General features: G+C 63.9%; 11 protein-coding genes. 3 read left to right on the top strand and 8 right to left on the bottom strand.

From position 1 onward, the window contains the following. Positions 1-33 precede the first annotated feature (33 nt). The 6 genes from HU752_RS01485 to HU752_RS01460 all read right to left on the bottom strand — a co-directional run bounded on the left by HU752_RS01485 (position 34) and on the right by HU752_RS01460 (position 5,769). Complete coding sequence (locus HU752_RS01485) at positions 34-816, bottom strand: N-acetylmuramoyl-L-alanine amidase (RefSeq protein WP_186686977.1); 783 nt, start codon at positions 814-816, stop codon at positions 34-36. 99 nt (positions 817-915) lie between these two features. Continuing rightward, positions 916-3,096, bottom strand: a complete 2,181-nt coding sequence (locus tag HU752_RS01480) for a GGDEF domain-containing protein (protein WP_186686975.1) — start codon at positions 3,094-3,096, stop codon at positions 916-918. 19 nt (positions 3,097-3,115) lie between these two features. Next, positions 3,116-3,973, bottom strand: a complete 858-nt coding sequence (locus HU752_RS01475; RefSeq protein ID WP_186686952.1) for an endonuclease/exonuclease/phosphatase family protein — start codon at positions 3,971-3,973, stop codon at positions 3,116-3,118. Positions 3,974-3,985: 12 nt separating this feature from the next. Next, positions 3,986-4,636: a thiol:disulfide interchange protein DsbA/DsbL gene (locus HU752_RS01470; protein ID WP_017902581.1), complete on the bottom strand. Its 651-nt coding sequence runs from the start codon at positions 4,634-4,636 to the stop codon at positions 3,986-3,988. 192 nt (positions 4,637-4,828) lie between these two features. Next, positions 4,829-5,434, bottom strand: a complete 606-nt coding sequence (locus HU752_RS01465) for a c-type cytochrome (protein WP_186686942.1) — start codon at positions 5,432-5,434, stop codon at positions 4,829-4,831. Positions 5,435-5,478: 44 nt separating this feature from the next. Continuing rightward, complete coding sequence (locus HU752_RS01460; RefSeq protein ID WP_186686940.1) at positions 5,479-5,769, bottom strand: c-type cytochrome; 291 nt, start codon at positions 5,767-5,769, stop codon at positions 5,479-5,481. 201 nt (positions 5,770-5,970) lie between these two features. On the opposite strand from HU752_RS01460, the gene yihA reads away from it, so the two are divergent. Then, positions 5,971-6,615, top strand: coding sequence for a ribosome biogenesis GTP-binding protein YihA/YsxC (gene yihA / locus HU752_RS01455; RefSeq protein ID WP_186686938.1), 645 nt, complete (start codon positions 5,971-5,973; stop codon positions 6,613-6,615). 638 nt (positions 6,616-7,253) lie between these two features. On the opposite strand, the gene polA is transcribed toward yihA, so the two are convergent. Further along, positions 7,254-10,058, bottom strand: coding sequence for a DNA polymerase I (polA, locus tag HU752_RS01450; protein WP_186686935.1), 2,805 nt, complete (start codon positions 10,056-10,058; stop codon positions 7,254-7,256). Positions 10,059-10,132: 74 nt separating this feature from the next. On the opposite strand from polA, the gene HU752_RS01445 reads away from it, so the two are divergent. Together HU752_RS01445 and HU752_RS01440 are read left to right on the top strand one after the other, a co-directional pair. Next, positions 10,133-10,423 (top strand): DUF2782 domain-containing protein, encoded by a 291-nt coding sequence (locus HU752_RS01445; protein WP_186686932.1) that lies wholly within the window; start codon positions 10,133-10,135, stop codon positions 10,421-10,423. A gap of 59 nt (positions 10,424-10,482) precedes the next feature. After that, positions 10,483-11,433 (top strand): homoserine kinase, encoded by a 951-nt coding sequence (locus tag HU752_RS01440; protein WP_186686929.1) that lies wholly within the window; start codon positions 10,483-10,485, stop codon positions 11,431-11,433. A gap of 138 nt (positions 11,434-11,571) precedes the next feature. On the opposite strand, the gene HU752_RS01435 is transcribed toward HU752_RS01440, so the two are convergent. Further along, a complete protein-coding gene (locus HU752_RS01435; RefSeq protein ID WP_186686926.1) occupies positions 11,572-12,501 on the bottom strand; it encodes a zinc ABC transporter substrate-binding protein in 930 nt (309 codons plus the stop codon). Between the last annotated feature and the right edge of the window lie 46 nt (positions 12,502-12,547).

The raw sequence follows: 12,547 nt of genomic DNA, 5'->3' as shown, positions 1-12,547 counted from the left end.
TGGCAAGATCGCCCGGACCGTCCGGCGGTGACGTTATTTTGACCGATTGAGGACCTGGAGGATCGCCGCACTCTGCGCATCGGCCACGCCATCGAAGCGCGCCGGACGGAAATGCATCTGGAACGCCGCCAGCGCATGCCGCGTGCCCTGATCCCAATCCCCCGTCTGCGGCGTGGTGGTGTAGCCCAGGTAACGAAGCTGCTGCTGGAACCAGCTGGCCGTCGGCAACTGGTAGGCATACACCTGCTGCTGGGCGACCACTGCCCGCTCATCCGGCCAGACGCCCAGGCCCTCGGCGGCCAGGCGTTTCCAGGGAAACAGCGGCCCCGGGTCCTGCTTGCGCATCGGCGCGATATCGCTGTGGCCGATCACATGGCGCGGCTCGATGTTGTTGCGCTTGACGATGTCCTTGAGCAGGACGATCAGCGCCTGGATCTGCGCTTCGCTGTAGGGGTACCAGACACGCCCGGCGGGCGTGTCACGGAACCCCGGGTTGACGATCTCGATGCCGATGGAGCTGGAGTTCAGCCAGGTACGGCCTTGCCACTCGCTTTCGCCGGCGTGCCAGGCACGCTGGTTTTCGTCCACCAGCTTGTAGATGGTCGCCGGGTTGTTGTCGCCGATCAGGTAGTGGCTGCTGACCTGGCCATGGGTCAGCAGGCGCAGGGAGTTTTCCATGTTCGCCGAGGTGTAGTGGACGATGACGAACTGCGCGCGGCTGTCGTGGTTGACCGAAGGGTGGCTGGTGTCGAGGCGCGGGCCGCTGGCGCAGCCCGCGAGCAACAGGCCCGCGATAAGGAGAGGGAGCAATTTCATGACGGAAACGAAAACCAGGGCAGTAACGCTCTAGCATAACGTACCCGGGCCTTCGACACCGGCCCAGGCAAGATTCCGTGACAAAAAGACAGCTGCGGTTCAGCCCAGCTCCACCCGGTTGCGCCCAGCGTTTTTCGCCCGGTACAGCGCCTCATCGGCTCTTTTGAGCACATGATCGCTACGCTCGCCGGCCTTGAACGCCGAAACCCCCAGGGACACGGTGATGGTGACCCGCTCTCCCCTGAAGTGGAACGGGCAGGCCTCGATGGACGCCCGCAGGACCTCGGCCAGCTTGAGGCCAGCCGCCACCGGCGTCGCCGGCATCAGCAGGACGAACTCCTCGCCACCGAAACGGGCGATGAAATCCGTACCGCGCAGATTCTTGCGCAGCACCGTGGCAATGATCTTCAGCACCTTGTCGCCGGCCAGGTGCCCGTAGCTGTCGTTGATGCGCTTGAAGTGATCGAGGTCGAGGATGGCGATCAGCAGGGTGTTGCCATGCTGCTGCCACTGCGCGACCTCGTGATCCAGGCGCTCGCCCCAGGCGGCCCGATTCGGCAGGCCGGTGAGCGGGTCGATCAGGGCCTTCTGCCGTTGCTCCTCGAGGTGATCGCGATAGCCCTGGGCTTCCTGCTCCATGTGCGCCACGCGCTCGGACAGGCTCTGCAGGCGCGCGGCGACTTCCTGTTCGCGGATGTCGCGCTCCTGCTGATGCTTGTCCATGGTACCCAGCAGGTCTTCGAGACGGTTTTCCAGCACGTGCTTGAGGCTGTCGAGGTCCGCTGCGGCCTGGACGCTGCTCTGCAGCACATCGACATGCTCGCGCAATTGGCTATGCAGGTCGTCGGCTGCCGAACGGCCCTCGGCATGGCCTTCACTGGCGGCTCGCAGGTTGCTCTGGAAGGATTCAAGGCGTTCGTTGAGTTGCTTGAGGTAGACCTCGAACTCATGCTGGCCGCTGTCGTTGATCGCCAGCATCAGCACCGCCAGGTCATCGAGGATCGGCAGCAGTTCGTACCAGTTCAACCCATGTTCGAGGCGATGTCGCATACCCTCGGCATGCGGCCGATGGCGTTCGGGCAACGACAGCTCGTCCAGCAGGCCAAGCAGCGTCGACTCGATGTGCTCGGCCACCGAACTGTAGGAAGGTTCCGGGGATTCAGGCAGGGCATAGAGCACGTCCTGCTCGTTGTCCTCGGGATGCACCGCGGCCAGGGCTTCGGCCATCACCGGCGGCAGAGGCAGGCTGTCGAGGAAGGGCAGGGCGGTCGCCGGGGTGACCGCTTCGGGCTGCTCGGTGAGTTCAGCCTTGGGCTCGGGTACGGGCTCGGTCGCACTCCGTGGCGCCTGCGCGGTATCGGCCTGCGCTGCCGTTTCGGGCACAGGCTCCGGCGCGCCCGCTGGCACGTCCGGTTCGGCAATCTGCGCCACGGCCTCCGGCTCGGCCGCGACCACGGGCGGTTTGTAGGTCGCGACCTCGGCAGGTGCAACCACCGGCGCAGTCTCGGCAACGGCTTCGACAACCGTCGCAGCCGGAACGGGGGCCTCAACCGTCGACGCCACCCCCTCGACTGCGGGAGCGGGCTGGACGACCGGCGCAGCGGCCGGCGCCAAGTTCTGCGCGAGCGGCGCGGCAGGCTCGTGCGGCTCGTCGTCTTCATCCTCGTCCGCGGGGACGGGAGCTGGCGCAGCAGGCGGGACCACTCCAGCCTGGGTCACGACCGGGGCACCTTCAGGACTCGCCTCGGCATTCTCCTTCGAACCGAACAGGCGCTGCAGCAGGCCGGGACGGGCGGCTTCGGCAGGATGGTCGAGTTCCGTCAGGGCCTTGCCCTGCAGGTTGCTCAGTTCGCTGAGCAACAGGGGAATCTCACGGGCCTGGCTGACCCGGCCATCGAGCTGCTTGGCAAAATTCTTCAACGGCCGGCGCACATCGCGTGGCAGGGGCAAGGCCTGCAACTGGGTCACCAGCGCCGTCAGCGCCGTCCCCATCTGTTCGACCCGGGTCTCGCGCCGCTGCTCGGAATCGAGCACGGCCTTTTCCAGGCGTGGCAGCAGGTTGGCCAGGGCCGCATCCATGTCATCGGTGCGGATCACCTCGCGCATTTCCTTCATGCACTGGTCGACCGCCTTGTCGGTGCCTTCGGCCGCCAGGGTACTGCGCACCAGCCCGCGCCGGAGCAAGTCGAGACGAGCGTCCCAGCGCCGTTCGAGCTTTTCCTGTTGTTCGATGCTTTTAAGGTACTTCTCTTTCCAGCGCTGGGCTTCTTCGCTGCTCATTGCAGGGTGTCCGTGAGATTCAACGACTCAAGACGGGCAACGTATCAGAACCGATGGAACCTGGCAGGCGAATTTCAACGGCAACCGGCAAATGGTCGGAAATAGGCTGGTCCAGCACCTGGACCCGCTCCAGCGCCAGGCTCGGGCTGAGCAGGATATGGTCAAGGCAACGCTGTGGTCGCCAGCTCGGAAAGGTCGCCTCGACCTGCGGTGCCAGCAGCCCCAGGTCGCGCAACGGCGAGTGTTGCAGCAGGTCGGCAGCATGGGTGTTCATGTCCCCCATCAGCACCTGGTGCTTGAAACCACCGATCAGCTCGCGGATGTACGCCAACTGCCGGGTCCGCGTACGGGCGCCCAGAGCCAGGTGCATCATGACCACCACCAGCGCCTGCGGACCTTCGCCGAAACGCACCAGGATCGCCCCGCGACCGGCTGGCCCGGGCAACGGATGATCCTCGATCGCCCAGGGACGCAGGCGGCTGAGCACACCATTGCTGTGCTGGGCCAGGCGGCCGAGATTGCGATTGAGCTGCTGGTACCAGTAGGGAAAGGCGCCGAGCTGCGCCAGGTGTTCGACCTGGTTGATGTAGCCCGAGCGCAGGCTGCCCCCGTCGACCTCCTGCAGGGCCACCAGGTCGAAGTCACCGAGCAGGTTGCCGATTTTCTGCAGGTTGTCGGCCCGCCCGGTGTGCGGCAGCAGGTGCTGCCAGCCACGGGTCAGGTAGTGTCGATAGCGCTGGGTGCTGATACCGACCTGGATGTTGAAGCTGAGCAGCCTCAGGCGGTTGTCCGCCGGCAGGCCGCTGGATTGCAGGTGGTGTTCGTTGACCTTCGGCTGATGAAGGCCAACGATGCGTTCCGATCCCCAGCGAGCCATGGCCGGGGCGCCTTACTTGCCGGCAGTCGCGCCAGCCGCTCGCTCCTTGGCGATCAGTTGGTCGGCGACGTTCAATGCGGCCTCGGGCCCGCCAGCGGTGCCCAGGTCAAAGCGATACTTGCCGTTGACGATCATGGTCGGTACGCCACTGATCTCGTACTTCTTGGCCAGCTCGCGGGCGGCAACGATCTTGCCCTTGATGGCGAAGGAGTTGTAGGTGGCCAGGAATTTCTCCTTGTCGACACCCTGGGTGGCGACGAAGTCGGCCATGTCTTCAGGTTCGAGCAGCTTCTTGCCTTCCTTCTGGATGGCGTTGAACACCGCCGAGTGCACCTTGGTCTCGACGCCCATGGCGTCCAGGGTCAGGAACAGTTGGCCGTGCTTGTCCCATGGGCCACCGAACATCGCCGGAATGCGCACGAAGTGCACGTCGGATGGCAGTTTCTCGATCCACGGGTTGATGGTCGGTTCGAAGGCGTAGCAATGCGGGCAGCCGTACCAGAACATCTCGACCACCTCGATCTTGCCTGGCTCCTGCACCGGCACCGGGGTCTTGAGTTCGACATAGGTCTTGCCGGCTTCGAGCGGCACGTCCGCGGCCTGGGCCGTCATGCCGAACAGGCTGGCGGTGACGAGTGCGGCGCTGAGGATCAGATTACGCATGCTTTACTCCTGGGTATTTAGAAGTCGCCTCCGTCGCGACCTGTATTTCTGACAGACCGAGCGGGCTCTTGGTTCGATTAGTTTAACGGCAGCGGCCACAAAAAAGGGCGGCCAAGGCCACCCTTTTATCCTTGCAACCAAGGATTAATCGATTATTAACGCGGGCCCGCCGCGTCAATCCTCGCGCAGACCTCAGTGCAGGCCCTGCACGTAGCTGGAAACGGCCTCGATGTCCTTGTTGCTCAGCTTGGCGGCGATGCTCTGCATGATCTTGGTGTCGCCGTCGTTGGTACGCACGCCTTCGCGGAAGTCGGTGAGCTGCTTGGCCACGTACTGGGCGTGCTGGCCACCCAGGTGCGGGAAGCCGGCAGGGGCGTTGCCCGCGCCATTGGGCGAGTGGCAGCCGGTGCAGGACGGCATGCCCTGGTCGAGCTTGCCACCGCGGAACAGTTCTTCACCACGGGCCACGAGTTTTGGATCGGCTGCGCCGACGCTGCCCTTCTGGCTGGAGAAGTAGGCGGCGATGTCGGCGATGTCCTGATCGCTGAGGTTGGTCAGCAAGCCGGTCATTTCCAGGACGGTGCGCTTGCCGGACTTGATGTCGTGCAGCTGCTTCTCCAGGTAACGCTCACCCTGGCCCGCCAGTTTCGGAAAGTTGGGCGCCATGCTGTTGCCATCAGGACCATGGCAGGCGCCACAGACGGCGGCCTTGCCCTGGCCGGCGGCGGCATCGCCGGCGGCATGGGCGAGACCGGTGATCCCCAGGGTCAACAGCAGACTCACGATCAATTTGTTCATCAGCTAATCCAATACGGCTAAGGGTTAAGAGTTATGGACCGGGCTCACTCGCTCATCCACTGGATGATGCTTCGGTAATCCTCGGTACTGCAGTCCATGCACAAACCACGCGGCGGCATCGCCTTGAAACCCTGAGTCACGTGTTGCACCAGCACATCCATGCCTTGGGCCATTCTTGGCTTCCAAGCGGCCTGATCGCCCTTCTGTGGGGCCATCGGCAGCTGTCCGGCATGACAGGCACTGCAAACACGGTTGTACACGGCTTCCGGATCCTGTGCAGCCTGAGCGCCGTGAAGCGGGATCAGGACACTGGCAGCTAGCAGCCATCTGTTCATGATCGGAACGTTCCAGTCACGAACTTCAGGGTTGGGAACGTGCCGCGTTCTAATGCGCAGCCTAGGTCAATCGCTCCCGTATGCGTCATCCTACGTTGGGACAAAGCACACACTAAATCTGCGGCATTATATACTGGCGTCCATGAAACGGAAACGACACAGCTTGTCGCGCCTCCCGGCACCGCCCACATTGGAAATCCCATGCAACTCAAAAATCCCATTCTCGGCCTGTGCCAACAGTCCACCTTCATGCTCAGCGCTGCCAAAGTCGACCAGTGCCCGGACGACGCCGGCTTCGAAGTGGCCTTTGCCGGCCGTTCCAATGCTGGCAAATCCAGTGCACTGAACACCCTGACCCACGCCAGCCTCGCGCGCACCTCGAAGACCCCGGGTCGCACACAGCTGTTGAATTTCTTCAAGCTAGACGATGAACGCCGTCTGGTCGACCTGCCGGGCTACGGTTATGCAAAAGTTCCGATCCCGCTCAAGCAGCACTGGCAGCGTCACCTGGAGGCTTACCTGGGCAGCCGCGAGAGTCTCAAGGGCCTGATCCTGATGATGGACGTGCGCCACCCGATGACCGACTTCGACCGGCTGATGCTCGACTGGTCGATCGCCAGCGGCATGCCGATGCACGTCCTGCTGACCAAGGCCGACAAGCTGACCTACGGCGCGGCGAAAAACACCCTGCTCAAGGTCCAGTCGGAAATCCGCAAGGGCTGGGGCGGCACGGTGACCATCCAGCTGTTCTCGGCGCCCAAGCGCATGGGCCTGGAAGAGGCATACACCGTGCTGGCCGGTTGGCTGGGGTTGATGGAGGACGGGAGCGAGGAAGAGGCGGAGTAACGTCGCGCAAGGTAGGGGGAGGATGGCCGCCTGCGGCGGTTCGCGGATAAATCCGGCTCCCACGGGATTTGTGTCGCACGTCCATTTTGTGGGAGCAGGATTTATCCGCGAAGACTTGGGTGGCCTTGATGCCCTGCTCGCGGATGAATCCGGCTCCCACGGTCGTCACACAGGCCACCACGGACTCTGCGGCGCACGCCAAACGGCCTGTGGTGCGTTCAGGCAAGGCGAAAGCGCGGCTCGAAAGCGGAGTTTAGTGGTCTAAATGAGCATTTCGAGCCGCGCTTTCAACGCAGCATGAACGCATCACAGACCGTTTGGACAAAAAAAACCCCGGACTTCGTATGGGGAGGGGAAGTTCGGGGTCCAAGTTCCGGACCGCTAGGGCGGGGTCCAGAATATCTGCCAACACTTAACACAACATAGGAGCATCGAAGGGCTTCACCAGCCATTCAGTAACTCTGAGTAGCCGGGTGCCGATTTAGTTCAAAAATCTTCAAAAACTATTTGGCATAGCCACTGAGGATTTCAGAACCAAAGCCCTTCGCGGGGGTGCAAGGCTTGCGGGCCTGTTCGCGGCGGTGCGGCGTCCCGACAAGCCCGCGAACCGCCGCAGGCGGCCATCCACGGCAACCGAATCAGTGCGCCTCGTCCCAGTTGTTGCCCACGCCCACTTCGACCAGCAGCGGCACATCCAGCTGCGCCGCACCACTCATGTGTTCGCGGATCTTCTCGCTGACCTCGGCCACCAGGTCCTCACGTACCTCCAGCACCAGTTCGTCGTGGACCTGGAGGATGACCTTGGCGTCCAGGCCGGAACCGGCCAGCCAATCGTCGACCTTGACCATGGCCTTCTTGATGATGTCCGCCGCAGTCCCCTGCATCGGCGCGTTGATCGCCGTACGCTCGGCTGCCGCGACCTCCTGCGGCTTGTTCGAGTGGATATCCGGCAGATACAGGCGACGACCGAACAGGGTCTCGACGTAACCCTGTTCCGAGGCCTGGGCCCGGGTGCGATCCATATACTCGCGAACCCCCGGGTAACGGGCGAAGTACACGTCGATGTAGGCCTTGGCGGTCTTGGTGTCGACGCCGATGTCCTTGCCCAGCTTCTGCGCACCCATGCCGTAGATCAGGCCGAAGTTGATCGCCTTGGCGCTGCGTCGCTGATCGGAAGTGACCTCGCCCAGCTCGACCTTGAACACTTCGGCCGCAGTGGCGGTGTGCACGTCGAGGTTGTCACGGAAGGCGTTGAGCAGCCCTTCGTCCTTGGACAGGTGCGCCATGATCCGCAGCTCGATCTGCGAATAGTCCGCCGCCAGCAGCTTGTAGCCCTTGGGCGCGACGAACGCCTGGCGGATGCGCCGGCCTTCGGCGGTACGCACCGGAATGTTCTGCAGGTTCGGGTCGCTGGAGGACAACCGGCCGGTCGCCGCCACCGCCTGGTGGTAGGAAGTATGGATACGCCCGGTACGCGGGTTGATCTGCTCCGGCAGGCGGTCGGTGTAGGTGCTCTTCAGCTTGCTCATGGAGCGGTACTGCATCAGCACCTTGGGCAGCGGATAGTCGTCCTCGGCCAGCTTGGCCAGCACCTCTTCGGCGGTGGACGGCTGGCCCTTGCCGGTCTTCTTCAGTACCGGCAGGCCGAGCTTCTCGTAGAGGATCACGCCCAGCTGCTTGGGCGAGCCGAGGTTGAATTCCTCGCCGGCGATCTCGAACGCCTGGCGCTCCAGTTCGGCCATCTTGTCGCCCAGCTCGATGCTCTGCACGCCGAGCAGCTCCTTGTCGACCAGCGCGCCCTGGCGCTCGATACGCGCCAGCACCGGCACCAGCGGGATCTCGATGTCGCTCAACACGCAGGCCAGGCTCGGGATTGCGGCCAGCTGTGCGTGCAGCGCCTGGTGCAGGCGCAAGGTCACGTCGGCGTCCTCGGCGGCATAGTGGCCGGCCTGTTCCAGGGGGATCTGGTCGAAGGTCAGCTGCTTGGCGCCCTTGCCGGCGATGTCCTGGAAGCTGACGGTGTCGTAGCCCAGGTACTTCTTCGCCAGGCTGTCCATGTCGTGCCGGGTCGCGGTCGAGTTCAGCACGTAGGATTCGAGCATGGTGTCGAAGGCGATGCCACGCACGGTGATACCGCACTCGGGGTCGCCGCCGATGGCGCAGTTGGCGAGGATGTTCATGTCGAACTTGGCGTGCTGGCCGATCTTGAGCTTCTGCGGGTCTTCCAGCAGCGGCTTCAATGCCAGCAGCACGCGGTCGCGGTCCAGCTGCTCCGGCGCGCCGATATAGGAATGAGTCAGCGGGATATAGGCCGCTTCGTTGGCCTGCACCGCGAAAGACAGGCCGACCAGCTGTGCCTGCTGGGCGTCGATCCCGGTGGTCTCGGTATCGAAGGCGAACAGTTGGGCGTCCCGCAGTTTTTTCAGCCAGGCCTCGAAGCGTGCCTGGTCCAGGATGGTTTCGTACTGCGGCTCGGCAGCGACCGGCGCGGCCGTTTCCGCAGCCGCGTCCTCGACCACCGGCTTGGCCGCGGCGGCCGCAGCTTCCTGCAGCCCCGCACGCTTGGCCTCGCGCTGCAGCTCGTCGAGCCAGCCCTTGAACTCCAGCGAGGCGTACAGCTCGAGCAACTGGTCCCGGTCCGGCTCGCGCAAGTGCAGGTCATCCAGGCCGACCTCCAGTTCGACGTCGACCTTGATGGTCGCCAGCCGGTAGGACAGGAAAGCCATTTCCTGGTGTTCGAGCAGCTTGGCCGGCAGGGTCTTGGCCCCGCGGATCGGCAGGGTCGGCACCAGGTCGAGGTTGGCGTACAGCTCCTTGAGGCCACCGTTGACGCCGACCAGCAGAGCCACGGCGGTCTTCTCACCGACGCCCTTGACCCCGGGGATGTTGTCCGCCGAGTCCCCCATCAGTGCCAGCAGGTCGATGATCTGCTCGGGCGCGACGCCGAACTTGGCCTTCACGCCCTCCACGTCCATGGACGTCTCGGACATGGTGTTGACCAGCGTGATGTGGCCGTCGACCAGCTGCGCCATGTCCTTGTCGCCGGTGGAAATCACCACCGGCCGGTCCGCCGCCGCGCTGCTGCGCGCCAGGGTGCCGATCACGTCGTCGGCCTCCACGCCCTCCACGCACAGCAGCGGGAAGCCCATGGCGCGCACGCTGGCGTGCAGCGGCTCGATCTGTACGCGCATCTCGTCGGGCATGCTCGGCCGGTTGGCCTTGTAGTCGGCGAACATCTCGTCGCGGAACGTCCCGCCCTTGGCATCGAACACCACGGCGAACGGGCTGTCCGGATACTGCTTGCGCAGGCTGCGGAGCATGTTCAGGACGCCCTTCACCGCGCCGGTCGGCACACCCTTGGAGTTGGTGAGCGGCGGCATCGCGTGAAACGCGCGGTACAGGTACGAAGAACCGTCCACCAGGACGAGGGGAGCTTGGCTCATGAGTATGATCAACCTTTTCGGCGGGTCCAGCGGTAGAATGATGGGACCGTTGACGACAAAGGGACAAGGTTATCATGCGTACGCTCAATCGATTGTTGTTGGCCGGCCTGTTTGCAATCACTCCGTTGGTGGCGATCGCCGCGGATGACGCGCCTGCAGCCGATCCAGAAGTAACCATTCGCACGGAAGGCGATAAAACCATCCAGGAATACCGGCAGAATGGCTTTCTGTACGCCATCAAGGTCACCCCGAAAGGGGGCAAGCCATACTTTCTGGTACGCGCCGACGGAACTGATGCAAACTTTATCCGCTCGGATCAGCCCGATATGCTGATTCCGTCATGGAAGATCTTCGAGTGGAAGTAACCCTTTAACCCTAATCGGCGCCGGCTCGATCGCGGCGCCCGGACTGGCAGCTCTTAAACATGTCTGTGTTCACCCCGCTGGCTCGACCCGAGCTGGAAACCTTTCTCGCCCCCTACGGGCTCGGTCGTCTGCTCGATTTCCAGGGAATTGCCGCCGGCAGTGAAAACACCAATTTCTTCATTAGCCTGGAGCAGGGCGAGTACGTCCTGACCCTGGTCGAACGCGGCCCGGTGCAGGAGATGCCGTTCTTCATCGAACTGCTCGACGTGCTCCACGACGCCGACCTGCCGGTGCCCTACGCCCTGCGTACCACCGATGGCCAGGCCCTGCGCGAGCTGGCCGGCAAGCCGGCGCTGCTGCAACCGCGCCTGGCCGGCAAGCACATCAAGCAGGCCAACGCCCAGCATTGCGCCCAGGTTGGTGAACTGCTCGGCCACCTGCACCTGGCGACCCGTGAGCGGATCATCGAACGCAAGACCGATCGCGGCCTGGACTGGATGCTCGAGGAAGGCAACAAGCTCAAGTCGCACCTGGAGCCGGCCGCCCACGACCTGCTGGAAACCGCCCTCGCGGAGATCGAGCGCTGCAAGGAAAAGATCCTCGCGTTGCCACGGGCCAACCTGCATGCCGACCTGTTCCGCGATAACGCCATGTTCGAAGGCACGCACCTGACCGGCCTGATCGACTTCTACAACGCCTGCTCGGGGCCGATGCTGTACGACGTGGCGATCTCGCTGAACGACTGGTGCTCGGATGACGACGGCCTGCTCGATGGCCAGCGGGCGCGGGCGTTGCTAGGTGCGTATGCGGCGTTGCGGCCGTTCACCGCGAGCGAGGCCGAGCTATGGCCGACCCTGCTGCGGGTGGCTTGCGTGCGTTTCTGGCTGTCACGGCTGATCGCCGCCGAGTCCTTTGCCGGACAGGACGTGCTGATTCACGATCCGATGGAGTTCCAACTGCGCCTGGCGCAGCGCCAGCAGGTAAGTGTGCCGCTGCCGTTCGCGCTCTGATCGACAGAAGGATCTTTGGCGCCCTTCGGGGCCCTTTCGCGGGCAAGCCCGGCTCCTACAGTAATGTGGCGTACACCCATTCTGTGCACGACACCGTACTGTAGGAGCCGGGCTTGCCCGCGAAGAGGCCGGCCCTGCCTACAAGGACTCCAGGCAACCCGCCAAATCGTTACCGAGTTTTTCCAAAACCTGCTCATAGCCATGGGCAGCCGCTGGCGTATAACCGCCCAACGCATCCAGCTCCGCCAGTTTCACCGGCAACCCGGACACCAGCGTCTCGGCCAACCGCGGCCGCAGCGGCGGCTCGCTGAACACACAGGTCTTGCCGACTTCCTGCAGCCGCGCGCGCATCGCCGCGACATGCTGGGCCCCCGGCTGCACCTCGGCGGCCACGCTGAACACCCCGGCGTGCTTGAGGCCGTAGGCGGCCTCGAAATAGTCGAAAGCCTCGTGGAACACGAAGTACGGCTTGTTCGCCACACCGGCCAGGCGCGCCTTGAGCCGCGCATCCAGGGCATCCAGGCGCCCGGAGAAGGCTTCGGCGTTGTGCCGGTAGCGCTCGGCGTTGGCCGGATCGGCCTTGGCCAGGTCGTCAGCCATGCGGGCGGCTATCACCCGCGCATTGACGGTCGACAGCCACAGGTGCGCATCGAGCGAGCCCGGACGGTGGTCGTGGTCATGCTCGTCGGTATCTTCAGCATGGGAGTGGCTATCTTCGGCGAATCGGCGGAGTTTCATGCCCGGAAGATCCTGCACCGCCACGGTCGGCAGGCTACGGCCCTTGAGTACCCGCGGCAGGAAGCTCTCCATGTCCGGGCCGATCCAGTACAGCAGCTCCACCGACTGCACCTTGCGCACATCGGACGGACGCAGCGCGTAGTTGTGCGGCGAAGCGCCCGGCGGCAGCAGCACTTCAGGCGTATCGACGCCGTCTTCCACCGCGGCGGCGATCAACTGCAGGGGCTTGATGCTGGTCAACACGCTGACCTGGGCCTGGGCAGGTCCAGTCACGAACAAACCGGCGCTTATAGCGACAAAAAAGGCAAAAAGACGGGGCACGATGGACACTCAAGGCGGCAGGAACAGGTAACATAATAACGTCTCTCACAACAAT

Source organism: Pseudomonas vanderleydeniana (assembly GCF_014268755.2).
GTDB classification, from domain to species: Bacteria; Pseudomonadota; Gammaproteobacteria; order Pseudomonadales; family Pseudomonadaceae; genus Aquipseudomonas; species Aquipseudomonas vanderleydeniana.
The sequence above is the reverse complement of the archived record's forward strand: the minus strand, read 5'-3'. Positions and strand labels throughout refer to the sequence as shown.

Excerpts from the sequence above, each read along its gene's own strand:
- HU752_RS01485 (WP_186686977.1), bottom strand. The coding sequence starts at position 816 with ATGAAATTGCTCCCTCTCCTTATCGCGGGCCTGTTGCTCGCGGGCTGC.
- HU752_RS01480 (WP_186686975.1), bottom strand. The coding sequence starts at position 3,096 with ATGAGCAGCGAAGAAGCCCAGCGCTGGAAAGAGAAGTACCTTAAAAGC.
- HU752_RS01475 (WP_186686952.1), bottom strand. The coding sequence starts at position 3,973 with ATGGCTCGCTGGGGATCGGAACGCATCGTTGGCCTTCATCAGCCGAAG.
- HU752_RS01470 (WP_017902581.1), bottom strand. The coding sequence starts at position 4,636 with ATGCGTAATCTGATCCTCAGCGCCGCACTCGTCACCGCCAGCCTGTTC.
- HU752_RS01465 (WP_186686942.1), bottom strand. The coding sequence starts at position 5,434 with ATGAACAAATTGATCGTGAGTCTGCTGTTGACCCTGGGGATCACCGGT.
- HU752_RS01460 (WP_186686940.1), bottom strand. The coding sequence starts at position 5,769 with ATGAACAGATGGCTGCTAGCTGCCAGTGTCCTGATCCCGCTTCACGGC.
- yihA (WP_186686938.1), top strand. The coding sequence starts at position 5,971 with ATGCAACTCAAAAATCCCATTCTCGGCCTGTGCCAACAGTCCACCTTC.
- polA (WP_186686935.1), bottom strand. The coding sequence starts at position 10,058 with ATGAGCCAAGCTCCCCTCGTCCTGGTGGACGGTTCTTCGTACCTGTAC.
- HU752_RS01445 (WP_186686932.1), top strand. The coding sequence starts at position 10,133 with ATGCGTACGCTCAATCGATTGTTGTTGGCCGGCCTGTTTGCAATCACT.
- HU752_RS01440 (WP_186686929.1), top strand. The coding sequence starts at position 10,483 with ATGTCTGTGTTCACCCCGCTGGCTCGACCCGAGCTGGAAACCTTTCTC.